Below are 19054 nucleotides of genomic sequence, written 5' to 3' on the forward strand. Positions count from 1 at the left end.
GGTATATTTTTGAACATTTTTGTTAGTGAACAAAAAAGAGGCCCAAAGGAAGCTTTGGGCCTGAACATATATTGATAGTGCATGATGGTTATTTATTATCTGAGCGGATCGGTTTTTGCGCCGTCATGATAAATTTCAGTTCACCACCGGCACGAATATCGCTGTGATTGAACGTCAGGTTTTCCCCCAATGGTTTGCCATTGATGGTGACGGATTCCACATAGATATTTTGGGTGCCATTGTTTTCGGCGATCACGGTGAATTTTCCGCCATCGATATCCATGATCACCTTGTCAAACAGTGGCCGACCTATGGTGTAGACCGGGAGCCCCGGCGTGACCTGATAGAAGCCCAGCGCACTCATGATGTACCAGGCGGACATTTGCCCCACATCCTCATTGCCAATCAGCCCTGTGGTGGTCGGGTGGAAGAAGCTGCGCACCGCCTGATCCACATACTCCTGGGTTTTCCACGGCTCCTTGGTCCAGTTATAGAGGTAGGGAACATGGTGATCCGGTTCGTTCCCCATCACGAACTGCCCGATATAGCCGGTCATATCCCCTTGCGAGGTATCAGCGTTGGAGTTGGCGGTGAAGAGGGCATCCAGATTCTTCCGGAATCCCTCCTCGCCCCCCATCACCTCTTTGAGCCCCTCGATATCGTGGGGAACAAACCAGCTCCACTGCCAGGTGTTGCCTTCGGTAAAGTCCTGCCCCCTGTGCTCGGCCCGATAGGGCCAGAAGATGTCATAACGGCTGCTGTCGTTGGTGTCACAGTTTTGTGGTGGTGTAACGGGATTGCCGTTTTTATCGATGGCGCAGGAGGGGTAATTGTTGACCCAGCTGCCATCGTAATTTTTGGGGCGCATAAAGCCGGTCGCGCCATATTTGCCATATTGCGCCGGGTTGTAGTCAAAATAGGCGCGCCAGGTAGTCGCCCGGGCCAGATAGCGGTTCTCGGCGGATTTGTCGCCAGCCAGTCGGGCCAGCTGGGCGATGCACCAGTCATAGTAGGCATTCTCGACACCGTACGAGACGGACTCGTTGACCAGTTCATCGTACTTGTCCTGCGCCATGCCGCCCTCTTCCGGCTTGAGTTTGACGTTGGCGGGGACATAGCCGTGCTGCTCGGCATACTGGCCGTGACGGGTCATCACGGTGAAGCGCTTGTCGCCGTTCCAGGGATCCTGATAGGGCACCCAGCTTTTGGTCAGCGCGAGGTCAAAGTTGGCGGAGACATTGGCCGCCTGCAGCGCCAGCTTTATCTCTTCCTGTGTGAATGCATCCGGGTATTTGACGATGACGTCGGCGATGATGGAGACCGCCGGGTAGCCGACCATCTCGCCGGTATAGTCGGAGTGCAGCTCCCATTTGGGCATGATGCCGCCGGTTTTATATTTGTTGAGCAGATCGTGCACATAGTCGATGGATCGCTCTTTTTCGATGATGGTCTTCAATGGGTGAGCGGCGCGGAAGGTGTCCCACATGGAGTAGACCGAATAGTTGGTAAAGCCCGGCTTGGCCTGATGCACCTTGCCATCCATTCCGCGATATTGACCATCCACATCCTGATAGACGAAGGGGGCGATGTAGGTGCGATAGAGCGAGGTATAAAACATCGTCTTGTCGGCATCGCTGCCACCCTCCAGGGTGAACTTATTGAGCACTTTCGCCCATGCCTGCTTGCTCTCCTGCACCACCTGATCGAAGCGGTAGTCATGTTCATCGGCGCGCAGGTTGGCCATGGCCCCCTCAATGCCGGTGCCCGAGATGGCCATCTTCATGGTGATGGGCCGTTCCCCTTTGGCAAAGTTGAGCTGGGTCACCACATCCCGTACCCGGGGTCTGGTTTCGCCATACCCGATGTAATCGGCCAACCCCACCTCGGTGTCGTTGCTCAATTTGCCATCGACATAGAGGATCTGATCCACAAACGGCTCGGAAAACTCTGCGTAGAAAAAGACCGTCTGCCACTGCCCCCACTCGTTGCTGGTTCTGGCTCCGGCAATGGCGTTGTCGTTCACCCGCTTGAAGTAAATATTGCGGGAGTGGTTACCGTACTGCTCCAGCAGCTCGTGCTGCAGATCAAGCTGGACTTTGCGATCTTCACCCGCCGGATAGCTGTAACGGTGGAAGGCGACCCGCTGGGTGGCAGTGAGTTCGGCCTTGATGCCGGTCTCCACCAGATCCGCTTTGTAATAGCCTACTTCCGACTGTTCGCTCGTCTTGTTGATGGTGACCGGGTCGGTATTGCTGCCGATGAAGGGCAAGAAGGCGAAATCATTGAGATCCCCCTTGCCTGCCCCCGAGATATGGGTGCTGCTGAAGCCGGAAAGCTTGGCCAGATGGTGGTGATAGTCGGAAGGGGATCCCTTGCCATTCCAGTTGGCCGGATTCCAGTTGTCCGGGCCCGGCTGGATCATCCCTTCCGGCATGACCGGGGCCGGATTGACATTGCCCAGCCCATCGGTGCCGATCAGCGGATCGACATATTGCAGCACCTGCAGGGCATTATCGGGGCGGCCATTGTCAGTAGTCTCATCGTTTGTGTTGCAGCCATAGAGGCCAAGCAGGGCTGTCACCATGATGGCCAGCTTGTGGGGTTTGAACATTGTTGTTCCTCAAATTCCGGAGATGAACAAGCGGCAAGCCGGGTGGCTTGCCGCTTGTAGCGTTACTGGGTCGGTTGCTGGTTGGTCATCACAAAACGCAGCTCACCACCGGGACGGATCTCGCTGTGGGCGAAGGTGTTGTACTGGTTGAGTGGCTTGCCATTGATGGTGACCTCTTTGATATAGAGGTTGTCCGGGCTGTTGTTCTGCGCCACCACGTTGAACTGACCGTCGGGCAGGTTGATGGTGACCTTGTCGAAGATGGGACGACCGATGGTGTAGGTCGGGTCGCCTGGGGCGATTTGATAAAAGCCCATGGCGCTCATGATGTACCAGGCCGACATCTGGCCGACGTCTTCATTGCCGATCAGACCATCCGGGGTGGTTTTGTAGAACTCCTTATAGACCCGGTCGAGGTACTCCTGCGCTTTCCAGGGCTGGGCGGTGCGATTGTAGAGATAGATGACGTGGTGGGAGGGTTCGTTGCCATGAATGTACTGCCCGATGTAACCGGTCATGTCCTGATGTGCTTCGCCCCCGTTGGGGTCGGCATTGAACAGGTTGTCGAGCTTGTCGTTCAGCCCCTGCTGGCCGCCCATGATCTCGGTCAGCTTGTCGAGATCCTGCATAAATGACCACTGCCACTGCCAGGCGTTGCCCTCGGTGTAGTAGAAGGGATCCGACTTGTAGGGATCGAAATCGGCCGCCGCGTATTTCAGGGCGCACGGGTCACCGTTTTTCAGCTCGGTCGGTACGAAGAAGCCTTTGCCATCGGCATTGCCAGCCTGGGGATCCCAATGTTTGAGCGAGTTGTAGGATCGTGCCTTGAACTCCTGATAGGTAGTCATGTCGCCCGCGGCTTTCGCCATCTCGGCGATGGTCCAGTCGTAGAAAGAGAACTCCAGCGAGTAGGAGACCGAGTTCCAGTTGGGATAACGGACGCACTGCTCTTTCTCGTGATAGCTGAGCTGACCGGCCATCAGCGAGCTCAGGATGTCGTCATGGATCTGCGGGTAATCGGCAGGCCGGTAGTGGGCCGATTTGACCGAGGCTTCCAGTGCCTCTTGCGCATCGATCAGCCCCTTGGTCACCGCATCGGCAAGGATGGCCGCCGAGGGGTAGCCAATCATGGTGCCGGTTTCCGAGCCGTGGCCTTCCCATTTGGGCAGCAGGCCGAACTCCACGTTGGATTTGCGGATCAGATCCTTGGCGTAGAGAGTCGCCTGTGGCGGGTCCATGATGGTCCACATGGGGTGAACGGCGCGGAAGGTATCCCAGGTCGAGTAGATGGAGTAGTTGGGGGTATCGCCAGGTTGCAGGGTGCGCAGGGTGCCTTGCATATCAAGATACTTGCCATCCACATCGTAGAGCTCGATAGGGGCGATCATCATGTGGTAGAGGGCGGTGTAGAAATTGGTCTTCTCGGTCTCCGTCCCCCCTTCGGTTTTGAGTGTTGCCAGCTTTTCGGCCCACGCGTATTCTGCGTCTGACTTCACCTTGGCAAAATCAAAGGTGGGGGCTTCCGCCTCCAGATTCTTCTGTGCTCCTTGCCAGCTCACCGCCGAGATACCGACCCGGATCTCGAGCGGTTGGTCACCCTGGCCAAAATTGAGGTAGGCGGTCAGGTCATCCCCTTGATAGACGCTGTTGGGGCGCATCTCCCGGGTGGGCATCTTGTCCTGCTCGCCCAGCATGGCCCTGGCCACAGGTTGGTTGAATTTGGCGTAGAAGAAGATGTTCTGGCCCTGATGGTTCTGTCCCTGGAACCAGCCAGTGGAGGTTTTGCGGCCACGCAGGGTGTACTCATCCACCACTTCGATTTTGTTTTTCAGCGATTGGCCGTTGTTGTTCAGCAGGGTATGACCCAGATCGAATTTCACATTCCGATCCGCTCCTTTGGCGAAGGTGTAACGGTGCAAACCGACTCGTTTGGTGGTGGTCAGTTCAACCTCAATCTCCCCCTTGTTCAGTCTGGTTTTGTAATAACCGGCGCTGGCGTGCTCATTGGTTTTGTCAAAGGCGTTTATCTGGGCGTCGGCCATCTCGGCGTAGGGCAGTACCAGAATGTCGCCCAGATCGGTGGCGCCGGTGCCGGAGAGATGGGTATGGGAGAAGCCGTAGAGCGGAACATCGGTTGCGACGATCTCGCCCGTGAGGTAATTGGAAGAGTCCCAGTAGCCGGAGGCTGAGTGCCAGGGGTTGAGTCCGCTCTCGTGATCGGTGTTGGAGCCAATAAAGGTATCCGGCGAGAGCTGCACCATGCCGGCAGGGCGGGTGGCACCGGGGAAAGTGTGGCCTGATGCGGCGGTGCCTATCATGGGGTCAACGTATTTCAGTACCGACAGATCGACAACCGGAGTTACCGGTTTCTCGATAGCGGTAGACTCGCTCTCACTGTTGCAACCGGCGATGCCACCGGTCAGTGCGGCAATCACCGCAAGAGAAAGAAGATTGCACTTGAACATGGTCATTCCATTTTTGAGTGGTGATGGGGGAGGAAGTCCTCCCCCGAACAGGTGATTAACGGGAACCGGCAGGCAGGTCGCCTTCGTGCAGGAAGGTGCCGATACCTTGCGCGGGCGGCAGATCTTCCGGCTGGCTGCCCCAATTCTGGTTGGGGCTATCGCCCATCACGAATTCAAGCTTGCCGCCACTGAGGATTTCCTCATGGGTGAGGTAGCTGCGATTGAACTCGCTGCCATTGAGGCGAGCGGACTGGATGTAGATGTTGTCGCGGCTGACATTCTGGGCCGTGACGGTGAACTGTTTGCCCGCACCCACATCGAGCGAGGCGGTTTCGAACATGGGGGTGCCAATCTCGTAGATGCCGGAGGAGGCATTGACCGGGAAGAAGCCCAGCGCCCGGAACACGAACCAGGCAGAGAGGGTGCCAAAGTCATCGTTGCCACAGATGCCGTCAGGGGTGTTCTTGTAGCAGACGTTGGTGGCTGCCACGATGGCGGCCTGTCCCTTCCAGGGCTGTCCTACGTAGTTGTAGAGGTAGGGCACATGGATATCGGGCTCGTTGCCCTGCACATGCTGTCCCACGTTGCCGGTGTTGAATACCGGGAACTGGTTGTCGCCAGCGTTGCGATCCGGATAGGTACTCCAATACTCGTCCAGCCGTTTGGCAAACAGTTCGCCCCGTTTGGCCTGAGGATTCCGGGTCTGGTCGAACCGGGTCATCAGATCGACCAGGCCATGAATGTCATGTTGAACGCTGAAGGCGTATTGCCAGCCGTTGGACTCGGCGAATGACCAGTTGAACATGTCGGGGCGCCAATCCTTGCCCACTGCCCGGCCGGTTTTCGGGTCTACCCAGCCGGCATCGATGAAGTTGCCATCGTAGTCACGGGCCTTGAACCACCCTTTGTACTGCTTGCCGCCAAAGTCAAACTGCGCCTGCCAGTTCTTGGATCTATCGGCAAACTCCTGATAGCGGGGGTCACTTTCGCCAAATACTGCCTTGATCGATTGGGCGATCGCCCAGTCATTCATGGAGTACTCCAGCGAGTAGGAGGAGGTCCAGGCATCCTTGAAGGGGGAGTGAGATTCCCAGTCATTGCCCGGCGGAGTGTCATGCAACTGGGCAGGCACATAGCCTTGCTGCTCGTACTCCTTGATCCAGGCGACTCCCTGGCTGGTGGCTGCGCGGGCGTCGGTGATCATGGCGGTCACCAGTCGCTCCTTGATCTCCTGACGTTCCGCATCGCTGAAGCCCAGCGCGATCATCCGTCTGTCCAGCGAGCCTTTGGAGAGCACGTCGTGGATCACCGGGGTGGAGTGCATCCCCATCATCATGCCGGTCTCGTTACCCTTGAAGGTCCACTCCGGCAATCTGCCCTTGCGCAGGTTGCCCAGATCGTCCATCCACTCCTCCTCGGCGTAGGAGAGCATGGAGAGCACCACATCGGCGAGGCGATCCGGCTCCAGCAGTGACGAGAGGGGTTGTACTGCGCGGTAGGTGTCCCACAGGGAGAAGGTGTCGTAACGGGTAAAGTCCGCTTTGCCATCCCGGTTGGCATCGGCGGTACGCACCGACTCCTTGAGGGTATCGATCTGCTCGCCCCACGGTGTGTTGCCATCCGGATAGGCGTTGCGCCCCTGATGCACCTGGCGGTAGCGCCCGTCCAGATCGGAGTGAATGGTCTGGCCCAGATAGGTGTGGTAGAGCGCGGTGTAGAAGGTCTGTTTGTACTCCTCATCCCCACTGACCCGGATCTTGCCCAGCTCCTTTTCCCATTTTTGGGTCGCAGCCTGACGGACATCGTCAAACGACATATTGGCCACTTCGGTCATGTTGAGTGAGGCGCCAGCGTTGCCATCCCGGCCGATCTCGACGTTGGAGAGGGCTACCTTGGCCTCGACAACCAAGCCCGCCGCCGCGGTATCAAATTCCACATAGGCACGCGCGTACTGATATTTGCCACGGGTCTCGTTGCCGATCTCGGTGGTGCCTTCCGGCAGGTCCAGATAGCGGTTCTGGTCTTTGTCAAAGTAGGCGAAGCGGATGTTTTTGATGGGCTGGTCGAACTCCATCACGAAGAACTCTTTCTGGCTGGGGGCCCAGCCGTCAGAGAAGCGATGGCCCTCGATCCGGTTGTGGGTTTTGTCCCATTTCAGATAGGAGTCGGAGGTGTAGTCCCAGTTGACCTTGAAGCCGAGGTTGACCACGATTTCCGATTTTTTATCTTGCGGGAAGGTGTAGCGATGAACCCCCACCCGATCCGAGGCGGTCAGCTCGGCCTTGATCCCGTAATCCTTCAGATTGACCTTGTAGTAGCCCGCCGTTGCCTCTTCATCCTTGTGGCTGTAGCGGGAGGCCTCCAGATTCAGTGAGGCCGACCCCTCGTTCAGCATGAAATTGGAGCGTGAGTTGATCGGCATCACCAGAATATCGTTGAGATCTCCAGCTCCGGCCCCCGAGAGGTGAGTGTGGGAAAACCCGGCGAGGCGGTTGTCGTGGTAGTAATAGCCGGAGATATATTCCCAGCCATTGGCCCCATTATTGGGCGACAGCTGCACCATGCCATGCGGGGTAGTGGCACCAGGATAGGTGTTGCCCAAATTACCTGTGCCGATGAACGGATTGACGTAACGGGAGACGTTAGTCTCTTTATTGTTATCGACAGCGGTATCCGAGTCATTTTGACAACCGGATATACCAACCAGGCCAGCCAGTACGGCACACGCGAGCAGGGAACGTTTCAGTTTCATATTTGTCGCCACAGGTTAATGAAAGTAGGGTATCGAACGTATAAAAACAGATAATGCAGAACGCCGGGCCAGCCAATGAATATCTGCCGGATGAGAGAGCCATCTGCATGTATTACCCCGACTGTCACTGGATATAGAGGGTGACGGGGGGAATATCAGCCAGATAAAATGGATAGTGAAAACGTTCTGGCCATACAGGCGGAAAAATAAATGCGCAGGAAAATAACAGGCACCTATAGCCTGATTTAAAAAATCGCCCCTTACACTTATGAAATAAGTGGCTGAGCTGTGTTACATCTGGAATATATAAATGCTCTTAAATGTTTTTCCTGCTGCCTGTAAATTAACTGTTTCTATTATTTCGTTGATTAATATCCTGGGACAGAGGAAAAAAATGGCATTAACTGGATTTTTATGACGTGTGGGGAAGGGTGTGAGCTGGCTCGCATAACTGCAGGGTGGCGTGACCAGGGAGGCTAAATGATATTAATCATTATAATTCAGCGTGTTATTCTTCGATGTTGAGTTAAATGACCGATTTTGTGAGTCGTACCGGGCTCTACATGGTCAGATGAGCTGAAAAAAAGGGCCCTGCTGGGCCCTTTGAACAGAGAGTGATGAGCCGATGGCCCACCAGGATCAGCGGTTGCTGGCGCGGGCAAAACGCCCTTCAGCCGTCACGCGATAATCGCCGGTGCTGGCGGGTACAAATGCAGATTGCCCTATGGTCAGTGTCAGACGCTCACCATCCTGGCCAATGAGGGTGATGGGCCCATCGATGGCGAACAGGATCTCGGCATTGCCGGTGGTGAGGGCATGTTCGCCTGCGCCATATACGCTGAAGGTGAAATCCGGTACCGGCACGTCGAAGTGCTGTACTGTGCCTTCCATGCGAGGGGTGAGCAGGATCTGGTCGTCCGGTTTGGCGACACAGCGGGTGCATGCCAGCAGCTCCGGCACATCCATGTATTTGGGGGTCAAACCGGCACGCAGCACGTTGTCCGAGTTGGCCATGATCTCGAGGCCAGTGCCGTGGATGTAGGCGTGGGGGGTCTGGGCGTCGAGGAACATCGCCTGACCCGGCTCAAGTGTTACCACGTTGAGCAGCAACGGCGAGAAGAGCCCCACATCCCCCGGGTACTGGTTGGCCAGCTTGCTGATGGTGGCGAAAGTCTCTTCATCCTGATGGGCGGCGGCATAGGCCAGCAGGCCAGCCAGCGCCTCGTCCTTGCGATCACCGCTGAGGATCAGCAACTGGTGGAAGAAGTGCTGCAGGCCAGCTTCATCCTGTGACTGGCGAAGCGCCGCGGTCAGGTCGACCAGTGCGGGCAGCGCCATGCGATCGAACAGGGCCAGGATGGCCGGGATGGCGCGAAAGCCGTTCATCGCCTGATAGCGGGTGAGGGCAAAGACCAGCTCCGGCTTGTGGTTCGGATCCTTGTAGTTGCGGTTGCTCGCCTTGATATCGATGCCTGCGGCTTCTTCTTTGGCAAAACCGGCTTCGGCCTGTGCCTTGCTCGGGTGTACCTGAATGGAGAGGGCTTGCTCGGCGCAGAGCACCTTGAACAGGAAGGGGAGTGAGCCGAAACGAGCCTGGGTAGCTTCGCCCAGCATGGCGACGGGGTTGGCGTCAATCAGGCTGGAAAGCTTCACGGTCTCGCCTGCCAGGGTCACTTCGGAGCAGCCATTGGGGTGAGCGCCCATCCACAGTTCAGCTTGTGGTTTGCCTTCGGGATTTTTGATGCCAAACAGCGTGGTCAGGGAGTCACGACTGCCCCAGACATAATCCTGGATCGGGTTGCACATTAGAAAAAACGGCGGGTAGCTCATGGATGGCTCCTTGTATCAGAACGATTTTTTGGGAATTTCAGTCTGGCGCGGACTATAGCATGGCAGGGGCAGCGCACCGCAATCGGTTGCTCTCTGCATCTTGATCAGGATCATTCATGAGTATCATCTTTACCCAGCTGTTGGACGGCTTTCTAAGTGAGGGGGGAGGCTTTGAGAAGGTGTTGTTTGCCTCTGACAAAGGGGTGCCTCCCTGCTTCAGTTATCAGGTCAATTTTCCGCGTCTCGAGCTGGTATTCAGTGGTCACTATCTCAACCAGATCTGGTCCCCGGAAGGGGATGTGCAGTCGGTACAGATGGGGCCGCGGGAGGCGATGTACATTCCCCCCAACGGCTGGAACAAGCCGGATTGGGACAATGACTGTTCCGTGCTCAGCCTGTTGTTCGGCAAGCGTCAGATAGGGTTCAGTCTGGTGAGCAAGCACAAGGGAGACACCGGCTTCTTCGATGTGCAGAAGCACAGTATTCAGGCCGGTGCCGGACGGGCGCTCGATCATATACTGCTCTCCCTCAACACCCTTGCGCAGGAGCCGATAAGGGCACCGATGGACAATCACCTGCTGCAGGCGCTGCTCAGTTACTCACGGCAGTTGCTGGTGGAGTCGGAGAGCGGTCGTCCTCGTGGCTCCGATCTTTTTCACGGCATCTGCATCTACATTCAGGAAAATTTCCACCGCCCCATCAGTCGCGAATGCATCGCCGCCCGCTTCAATCTCTCCCCCAGCCATCTCTCACGCCTGTTCCGCCAGCAGGGGCACATGCGGCTAGCGGACTACATCAGCTGGGTGCGGCTGGAGCGGGCCAAGTTTATGCTGAAAAAGTATCGCTTCCGTCTCGAAGAGGTCGCCAATCGCTGTGGGTTTACCGACGTGAACTACTTCTGCCGGGTGTTCAAACAGAAGACCGGCTTGACCCCTTCCCAGTACCGTTCCCTGAGTCAGCCGCAGGCGGCGACCAGCGAGCTGGAAGAATAACGGGGCGGGGTCGGCAAGGCGTTGTGACGGCGCACTGGCGGGTGGCTACCTCTTTGGTCTGACATGTTTTCTTGTCGTTTTATTATGAAAATGAATGGGCTAAGATGGCCGCGCGCAACAAACAAGTTGATAACAAACGGAAGTTAGGAGATGCCGATGGAAAGCAAAGTAGTAATCCCGACCCAGGGTCAGAAAATCACAGTCGATGCCAACGGCAAGCTGCAGGTTCCCAACCATCCGATCATTCCGTTTATTGAAGGGGATGGCATCGGTGTTGACGTAACCCCTGCCATGTTGAATGTGGTGAATGCTGCGGTCGAGAAAGCCTACAAGGGCGAGCGCAAGATCGCCTGGATGGAGATCTACACCGGCGAGAAATCGACTCATGTCTATGGCGAAGGTGCCTGGCTGCCGGCCGAAACCCTGGATTTCATTCGCGAATACTGCGTGGCCATCAAGGGCCCGCTGACCACCCCGGTCGGTGGCGGTATTCGCTCCCTCAACGTAGCCCTGCGTCAGGAGCTGGATCTCTACATCTGCCTGCGCCCGGTGCGTTACTACGAGGGCACCCCGAGCCCGGTGAAACGTCCTGATCTGACCGACATGGTGATCTTCCGCGAAAACGCCGAAGACATCTACGCCGGCATCGAGTGGAAGGCCGACAGTGCCGAAGCGAACAAGGTGATCGCCTTCTTGCAAAACGAGATGGGCGTGAAGAAAATTCGCTTCCCCGAGTCCTGCGGGATCGGCATCAAGCCGATGTCCAAGGCCGGTACCGAGCGTCTGGTGCGTGCCGCCATCGAGTATGCCATCGACAATGATCGCGACTCAGTGACCCTGGTGCACAAGGGCAACATCATGAAGTTCACCGAAGGTGCCTTCAAGGATTGGGGTTATGCTCTGGCCCAGAACGAGTACGGTGCCCAGCTGATTGACGGCGGCCCCTGGTGCTCCTTCAAGAACCCGAAAACCGGCAAGACCATCGTCATCAAGGATGTCATCGCCGATGCCTTCTTGCAGCAGATCCTGCTGCGTCCGGCCGAGTATGACGTCATCGCCTGTATGAACCTCAACGGCGACTACATCTCCGACGCGCTGGCCGCTCAGGTAGGCGGTATCGGTATCGCGCCGGGTGCCAACATCGGCGATGGTGTGGCCCTGTTCGAAGCGACCCACGGTACTGCACCTAAGTATGCCGGTCAGGACAAGGTCAACCCGGGCTCGCTGATCCTCTCCGCCGAGATGATGCTGCGCCACATGGGCTGGGTCGAAGCGGCCGATCTCATCATCAAGGGGATGGAAGCGGCGATCCGCAACAAGACCGTCACCTATGACTTCGAGCGTCTGATGGAAGGAGCCACCCTGCGCTCCTGCTCCCAGTTTGCTCAGGACATGATCGACCAGATGTAATCTGCTGCTTGCCAGAAACGCAAAACCGGCGCCATGTGCGCCGGTTTTTTTATCGCGAAAGAGTGCAGGGGCTTATTGCGCCTGCTCTACGTGTTGCTGATAGCGTTGCTGCCATTTGCTGGTTTCTGCTTCATCACCCTGGGCCTTCCAGAAGGCGCAGATGGTGTTGGCAAGTTCCGAAGCCATCGCATGATCTCCGTCACGTCGACTCATCAGATAATCTCCCAGCCAGCTTTGATATTGTTTCATTACCCGATCTCCTTATCTCATGTGCCCTTGAGGGTGCCCACCTTGACGGGAGCCTGTCGGCTCATCTTGGGGGGAACATCATCAGGCATGATGGTGCAAAGTCACGACCCGGGCAGAGAGCCCGATGGGCAATCTGGCGGCGAACGTGACGCGAGATGTCAAAAAATGAGCGCCATTTTAGCACAAACTGACCAACTTGGGGAAATTGTCGCCATGGATTGCGACAGAACTGCCCATCCCCTTGTTCTCAAAACAGAAAACCCGCCGTGAGGGCACGCTTGGTTTGGATGAAACCCGGGGAAACAGGGTGGGGAACCCTGTTGTGTCCGGTTGCATCGACGAGCTCGACACTTGGTTCTGGATGAGCACTGTCATGGACTCAAGAAATGGTAGAGGGGGACATGCAAAAGGGCGTTATGCGGGAACTTGCTATGCGCGAAGCAATAGGGGGCAGCCTTGCTGCCAACAGATGGCTGGCAGCAAGGTGACGGTCGGGATCAGGTGGTCTTTTCCAGATGGTTCTGGTAAATCTGCTGCCACTTGTCCAGTTCGGTTTCATCTCCCTGTTGTTGCCAGAACTCGCAGATGGAACTCGCCATCTCGCATGCCATGGCGTGGTCGCCGTCACGGCGACTCATCAGGTATTGCCCCAGCCAGTTTTGATACTGTTTCATTGGATGATCTCCTTATCTATTTAACCCTTGATACTGCTGCTGTGAGCCACCCGTCCGGCAGTTCTGTCACAGCCACTTTCGCTGCTTCGCTTATTGTCAATCAGGACAGATAGCGTATGAGAAAAGCGCGAAAGTGCTAAAAATTGGCCACCACCTTATCACAAAATGGTATGAAAGGCAGGTTTTGGGGCCAATTGAGTTTTCAGTGCAGGGGATTATCTCGACCTGGCGACCGGGATTGACGGAGTCCAGCAGTATAACGGGCAGGTGTTTGAACCTTTACTGGGTTACCCGACGGGCTTGCCAATAGCGGCTGTTCCAGTAGACATTGTCGAGTCTCGAACGGATTACACCCTTGCTCGTGGAGGCGTGGATAAACTCGCCGGCACCGGTATAGACCCCCACATGGTACTGCTGCCAGCCGGTTTTGAAGAAGACCAGATCCCCGTGTTGCAGCCGGTAGCGATCCACCGGTTTGCCGATACTGGCCTGGGATTCGGTGGTTCTTGGCAAGTTGACTCCCAGCACCTGATTGTAGGCGAGCTGGGTGAAGGCGGAGCAGTCGAGTCCGGCACGGTTGGTGCCGCCCATCCGGTAGGGGACGCCACGCCACTGCTGGTAGAAACCGTCAAAGGCACTGCTCTGCTGGCGGGGCGGCGGTGGCTCTGGCGTGCTGGAGCAGGCGGCCAGCAGCAGGGTCAGCAGGGATAGCATCAGCTTGCGGTACATCGGAGAGCTCTCCACAACGGGGTCTACCAATAGAGACGTCTGTTAACCGCCACCCCGGACAGAATATGGTGACGGCCGCCAGTGGCGTGACAACTTTTCCATCATAAACAGGGATCTGGCTTGATACCTAGTCCCGAAAGGAGAAAATGCGGCAAGTGAGCGAAAAACGCCAGCCTGCGGCTGGCATTCGGGGTCAGTGGGCGGGATTGATCAGTGGGGTAAGCAATTCGGCCAGCTTATAGAAGGTTTGCACCCGGGTGGTACTGGGACGCCAAACCATGCCGATCTCGCGATAGGATTTTTCCCCCGGCAGGGGAATGGCGACCAGATCCGAATTGGCAAGAATGCCGGCGTCGATGGCCATCTGAGGCAGGAAGGTAGTGCCAAGTCCCGCCTCGACCATCTGCACCAGAGTGTGCAGGCTGGTGGCGGCAAAGGGATTGATCTTGCTCTTGTCCCGCAGACGGCAAGCGCTCACTGCGTGCTCGGTGAGGCAGTGCTCCCGCTCCAGCAGGAAGATGCTCTGGTTTGGCAGCTCCTTGTAGTCGAACGGGGTGTGCAGACCGGCCGCCATGCTGGCGGGCATCACCATGTGGAACGGATCCTGGCCGACGGTCTTGCAGTGAAAACCACCGATCTCGATGGGGAGAGCGAGGATCAGCAAGTCGAGCTGACCCTGTTCCAGCTGCTTAAGCAGATTGCTGGTGGTGTCTTCCCGCAGTAACAATTCGAGGTCAGGATAGGTTTTGCTGCATACTTTCAGCAGTTTGCTGAGCAGGAAGGGGGCGATGGTGGGAATACAGCCCAGACGCACGGTCCCCTGCATCACACCACCCTGGTGTTGACCTAGTTCCATCAGATCTCGCGCATCGGAGAGCAAATTGCGAGCGCGCTCGACGATTTCCATGCCGACCGGGGTCATAATGAAGCTCTTGTGGTCCCGCTCCACCAGTTGCAGGTTCATCATCTCTTCCAGCGTCTGGATCCCGGTACTCAAGGTCGACTGGCTGACATGACAGGCCTTGGCGGCGCGGTTGAAGTTCTTGTGCTCGTCGAGAGCGACCAGATATTGCAGCTGTTTGAGGCTGGGCCAACGTTGCATAGGAAAATCCGATTAATGCTATCTATTTAATTTGATTTAACTAATCTACCACCGGGTCTATAATTTGTCGCTTGAATTAGACGGACTAGGCTCTTGGTAGCCCAATCCTGACTGGATTGTTCACTTCACTTAAAGAGGAATTGAATATGGTATTGGTAGGCCGTCCCGCACCCGATTTTACCGCCGCAGCCGTTCTGGGTAATGGCGAGATCGTTGATTCGTTCACCCTCTCATCCCACATCAAAGGCAAGGCAGCCGTCCTGTTCTTCTATCCGCTCGACTTCACCTTCGTCTGCCCGTCCGAGCTGATTGCCTTCGATCACCGTCTGGAAGAGTTCAACAAGCGTGGCGTGGAAGTGATCGGTGTTTCCATCGATTCCGAGTTCTCTCACAACGCCTGGCGCAACACCAAGATCGAAGACGGCGGCATCGGCCCAGTCAAGTACCCCTTGGTGGCCGACATCAAGCACGAGATCTGCAAAGCCTATGATGTCGAGCACCCGGAAGCCGGTGTGGCGTTCCGTGGCTCCTTCCTGATCGACAAAAACGGTGTTGTTCGTCACCAGGTAGTCAACGATCTGCCGCTGGGTCGCAACATCGACGAGATGCTGCGCATGGTGGATGCCCTGCAGTTCCACGAAGAGCACGGCGAAGTGTGCCCGGCTCAGTGGGAGAAAGGCAAGAAAGGCATGACCGCCTCCCCGGATGGCGTTGCCAAGTATCTGTCCGAGAACGCCGCTTCCCTGTAATCGGGTCTGCGTGCCGGATAGTGAAAAACCGATGCCCAGGCATCGGTTTTTTTATGGCCGTTGTTTGGCTGTCTGGTTCTGTCCCATTGCTCGGCAGGATTGTCGTTGCCGGCAGCGCGCCGATAAACGGCAGTCATAAAAAAGCGCGCCCTTTGGCGCGCTTTTGACATGGGGGGCGGGACTACTCGTCAAAGATACCGAAGTGTTCTTTGGCAAAGTTGACCCGCTGCGCCACGCTCATCTTGACCTGTCCCAGCTTCTCGATGGTCTTGAGGTTGGGCACCAGGCCACGACCGTTGGCGATTTGAATGGCCAGACCCGGGCGGGCGTTGAGCTCCAGCAGCATGGGGCCGCGGAACTTGTCCAGCACCATGTCGGTACCGATGTAGCCCAGACCAGACATCTCGTAACAGGAGGCGGCCAGGGTGAGCAGGGTATCCCAGTGGGGTACCTTGAGCTCATAGAGGTCGAGGCCGGTATCCGGGTGGTGTCGCAGCGGATTGCCAAACTGCACCGCCCGCAGCGCGCGGCCGGTACGCAGGCACAGACCCACCCCAACGGCGCCCTGGTGCAGGTTCGCCTTGCCATCGGAGGCCGAGGTGGAGAGGCGCATCATCGCCATCACCGGGAAGCCTTTGAAGATGATCACCCGGGCATCGGGCACCCCTTCGAACGAGTAGCCGTCGAATACGTCATCGAAGTTGATAAGGCCTTCGACCAGCGCTACGTCTGGCTTGCCACCAAGCGAATAGAGCCCCGCCAGAATGTTGGAGACATGGCGCTCCAGATCCTGGCCGTTGCAGGCGCTGCCGTTGGGTTTGTAGAAGAGACCATCTTCCTGACGGAGGATCACCAGGATCCCCTTGCCGCCAGAGCCACGGGCCGGCTTGATGCAGAAGCCCGGCCAATCTTTTACCAGCTCGGTGATGCGACCTACATCGTGCTGGGCACGGATGGTGCCGATCAGCTCAGGCACCGTCACGCCTGCATCCAGCGCAATTTGCTTGGTCTGCAGCTTGTCATCCACCAGCGGATAGAGGCTGCGCGGATTGTAGCGGCTGATGTAGGAGTGGTTGCGCTTGTTCATACCGAGGATGCCTGCCTGCGACAGGCTCCACGGAGTAGTGTACTTTTCCCAGAACCACATCTGTTACTTGTCCTTACCCGGGGTGGCGCCAGACTTGATCTCGTCCACCAGCGGCTTGAAGCGCTTCAGCTCACTCAGCTTGTAGCCGGTGTAGTTACCCATCAACAACACGGTCGCCATCAGTACCAGCTGCAGGCCGAGGAAGTTGAACGTGAGGTGACGGATCAGTTCGTTGTCCATGGCCAGATAGGCGATGATGGCCACCAGCAGGGAGCCACCGCCCTGACGGAACACCTCTTTCGGGCCCTCTTCTTCCCACAGGATGGACATCCGCTCGATGGTCCAGGAGAGGATGATCATCGGGAAGAAGGTGATCTTCATACCGTCGGTCAGCCCCAGCTTGAAGGCGAACGCGGAGAAGATACCGATCATCGAGATAACCATGATGATGATTGCCGATATTCGGGCGACCAGCAGCAGGTTAAGCCGAGATAGATAGGAGCGGATGATGAGACCGGTGCCGACGATCAGCAGGAAGCCGATGAGACCGGTGATCAGCTGGGTCTGGATAAAGGCGACGGCGATCAGCACCGGCATAAAGGTACCGGAGGTCTTGATGCCGACAATCACGCGCAAGAACACCACCATCAGCACGCCGATCGGGATCAGCAGCAAGCCCTTGAACAGGGTCTGCTCTTCCAGCGGCAGGCTGTGGATAGAGAAGTTCATCATCTCTGATTTTTCAAACTTCTGGGCCAGCGCCACGCTGACCGGCTGCTCCTGCTCGATCATCGAGAAGCTGACACGGGAGTTGTGACCACCGGTCACATCCAGCAGGGCGCCGGAGTTGTACTCCCACAGCAGCAGGTTGGCCGGACGGCCCTGTTCACCGGTTTGCGGGTTGAACAGCTTGTAGTCGGTCGGGCTGTTGAATACCTGCAGGTAATCCACCAGCTCCTGACGACGGCGGCCATCTTCCAGATTCAGAGCATGCACCACGCGGGTGGGGACGTCAGCATTGTTGAGCAGCTCGGCGATCAGGTTGGCACGGCTCTTGTGCTTTTTCAGCAGCTCGGCGTTCTGCTCCTGCTTCTCGATCTCCTTGATGATCTCGCGAGTCAGGGTGTAGCCGTCGGCAGAGCGCTCCTGGGCCCGCTCGAGGATCTGCTTCATCGCGGTGGCATAAGGCTCACTCTCGATCTGCTTCTCGATGGCAGGCGGCTGCGGATTGGCGGCCGGTTTGGCATGGGCATCTGCCATCATGTCGACGCGGTAGTAGAGCTCCTGACGGCCGGAGGCGGTGCGGATGGACCACTCGGCGCGGGCATCGCCATCTTTCTCGACAAAGGAGAGGCCGTAGCCGGGGCTGGCGGCGTTCTCGTTCATCAGGGTGAAACCGGGCTGGGTGCCCGGAATGGCCAGGGAGGCGATCACCGGCTCACCGGTCGCCTCAAACTCCAGCTTGGCTTCGATGGACCAGATCTGGCGCTTTTCACCGGGCGTCAGCGGCACATCCAACGCGATATGGTGATAGATCGTCATCCCCAGGCCGACAATGTACAGCAGGGCTACCAGCAAATAGAACGGCTTACGGGAAACCATGGATTATTTCACATCCTTGAGCTTGGGTTTGGGTTGGATATATTCGCGGGCCACATCAACCACGGCGATGTCTTTCAAAAATTCGCGACCCAGCAGCACCGGGAAGGTCATGTCGCTGCGGTCCTTCAGGGTAAATTCGGCTTTCTCGGTCATGTCGCCAATCCGTACCGCCAGACGGACCACCGGACGGCGGTCGAGATCGTCGGCAGAGGCCTGACGCACCCGCACATGGCGTACCAGCGGCGCTTCGATCTGGATCTTGTCATCCACATCCTGATGACTCAGGAAGAAGCGCACCCAGTTTTTGCCATTGCGTTCGAAAATGGTGATCTCCTGGGCACTGATGGAGGAGGTGGTCGCACCGGTATCGACCCGCGCCTGGAAGGCGTCGTTGGCGGCATCAACCCAGATCCACTCCGCTTCACCGACCATCAGCTTGCCATCGATGGTGTGGCCCTGATTGGGGGCCGGGCACTTCTCGGTGGGGATGGCCATCGGTTTGGGTGGCTCGGAGGGGAGAGCTGCGAGCTTGTGATCTACTTGCTTGACGGACTCTTTCATATTGGTGACATCTGTGTTGAGCTGAACCAGCAGGTGCTGTTGCTGCACATACTGCTTCTGTTGCTGTTCCATGGATGTTTGCAGGCGCAGCTCGCTCTGGCTCAGCTCGCTACGAAGCTCGGCCAGCGTCAGAGCGGGAACCTGAGGCGTTTTTTCCATATTGACACACCCGCCGAGACTGAGCAGGGAGAGCAGGGTCATTCCTTTTAATTTGCTTTTCATGTCATTCATTTAACTGTGC

The 19054-nt window shown here is 57.0% G+C and carries 14 protein-coding genes; 3 read left to right on the top strand and 11 right to left on the bottom strand.

The annotated features are described in order from the left end of the window. Positions 1 to 88: 88 nt before the first annotated feature. The 4 genes from G5332_RS02670 to manA form a co-directional block, all read right to left on the bottom strand. The gene (locus tag G5332_RS02670) at positions 89 to 2611 is read right to left on the bottom strand and encodes a GH92 family glycosyl hydrolase (RefSeq protein WP_421171834.1); all 2523 of its coding nucleotides are present in this window, start codon (positions 2609 to 2611) and stop codon (positions 89 to 91) included. Positions 2612 to 2673: 62 nt separating this feature from the next. After that, a complete protein-coding gene (locus G5332_RS02675) occupies positions 2674 to 5076 on the bottom strand; it encodes a GH92 family glycosyl hydrolase (protein ID WP_421171836.1) in 2403 nt (800 codons plus the stop codon). Positions 5077 to 5131: 55 nt separating this feature from the next. Then, a complete protein-coding gene (locus G5332_RS02680; protein WP_421171838.1) occupies positions 5132 to 7828 on the bottom strand; it encodes a GH92 family glycosyl hydrolase in 2697 nt (898 codons plus the stop codon). A 639-nt stretch (positions 7829 to 8467) separates the two neighbouring features. Further along, complete coding sequence (gene manA / locus G5332_RS02685) at positions 8468 to 9658, bottom strand: mannose-6-phosphate isomerase, class I (RefSeq protein WP_421171840.1); 1191 nt, start codon at positions 9656 to 9658, stop codon at positions 8468 to 8470. Positions 9659 to 9774: 116 nt separating this feature from the next. On the opposite strand from manA, the gene G5332_RS02690 reads away from it, so the two are divergent. After that, entirely contained in the window at positions 9775 to 10650 is an 876-nt protein-coding gene (locus G5332_RS02690) for a helix-turn-helix transcriptional regulator (protein WP_421171842.1), read from the top strand. 156 nt (positions 10651 to 10806) lie between these two features. After that, the gene (gene icd, locus G5332_RS02695) at positions 10807 to 12060 is read left to right on the top strand and encodes an NADP-dependent isocitrate dehydrogenase (RefSeq protein ID WP_043821327.1); all 1254 of its coding nucleotides are present in this window, start codon (positions 10807 to 10809) and stop codon (positions 12058 to 12060) included. Positions 12061 to 12132: 72 nt separating this feature from the next. On the opposite strand, the gene G5332_RS02700 is transcribed toward icd, so the two are convergent. The 4 genes from G5332_RS02700 to G5332_RS02715 form a co-directional block, all read right to left on the bottom strand. Further along, positions 12133 to 12309: a hypothetical protein gene (locus tag G5332_RS02700; RefSeq protein WP_005337712.1), complete on the bottom strand. Its 177-nt coding sequence runs from the start codon at positions 12307 to 12309 to the stop codon at positions 12133 to 12135. A 497-nt stretch (positions 12310 to 12806) separates the two neighbouring features. Beyond that, a complete protein-coding gene (locus G5332_RS02705) occupies positions 12807 to 12983 on the bottom strand; it encodes a hypothetical protein (RefSeq protein ID WP_005347176.1) in 177 nt (58 codons plus the stop codon). A gap of 279 nt (positions 12984 to 13262) precedes the next feature. After that, positions 13263 to 13712, bottom strand: a complete 450-nt coding sequence (locus G5332_RS02710; RefSeq protein ID WP_216953259.1) for a C40 family peptidase — start codon at positions 13710 to 13712, stop codon at positions 13263 to 13265. Positions 13713 to 13905: 193 nt separating this feature from the next. After that, positions 13906 to 14814 (bottom strand): hydrogen peroxide-inducible genes activator, encoded by a 909-nt coding sequence (locus G5332_RS02715; protein WP_216953260.1) that lies wholly within the window; start codon positions 14812 to 14814, stop codon positions 13906 to 13908. A gap of 146 nt (positions 14815 to 14960) precedes the next feature. On the opposite strand from G5332_RS02715, the gene G5332_RS02720 reads away from it, so the two are divergent. Continuing rightward, positions 14961 to 15563, top strand: a complete 603-nt coding sequence (locus G5332_RS02720; protein ID WP_216953261.1) for a peroxiredoxin C — start codon at positions 14961 to 14963, stop codon at positions 15561 to 15563. 181 nt (positions 15564 to 15744) lie between these two features. On the opposite strand, the gene G5332_RS02725 is transcribed toward G5332_RS02720, so the two are convergent. The 3 genes from G5332_RS02725 to G5332_RS02735 are packed head-to-tail and all read right to left on the bottom strand — an operon-like array spanning position 15745 to position 19044. Continuing rightward, positions 15745 to 16710 carry an alpha-L-glutamate ligase-like protein gene (locus G5332_RS02725; protein ID WP_216953262.1) on the bottom strand — a complete coding sequence of 322 codons (966 nt, stop codon included), beginning with the start codon at positions 16708 to 16710 and terminating at the stop codon, positions 15745 to 15747. Positions 16711 to 16713: 3 nt separating this feature from the next. Next, positions 16714 to 18252: an inactive transglutaminase family protein gene (locus G5332_RS02730; RefSeq protein ID WP_227342369.1), complete on the bottom strand. Its 1539-nt coding sequence runs from the start codon at positions 18250 to 18252 to the stop codon at positions 16714 to 16716. A gap of 3 nt (positions 18253 to 18255) precedes the next feature. Continuing rightward, positions 18256 to 19044 carry an ATP-dependent zinc protease gene (locus G5332_RS02735; RefSeq protein ID WP_227342371.1) on the bottom strand — a complete coding sequence of 263 codons (789 nt, stop codon included), beginning with the start codon at positions 19042 to 19044 and terminating at the stop codon, positions 18256 to 18258. Positions 19045 to 19054 lie beyond the last annotated feature (10 nt).

This window comes from Aeromonas sp. 603757, from assembly GCF_049171255.1.
Classification (GTDB): Bacteria; Pseudomonadota; Gammaproteobacteria; order Enterobacterales; family Aeromonadaceae; genus Aeromonas; species Aeromonas veronii_A.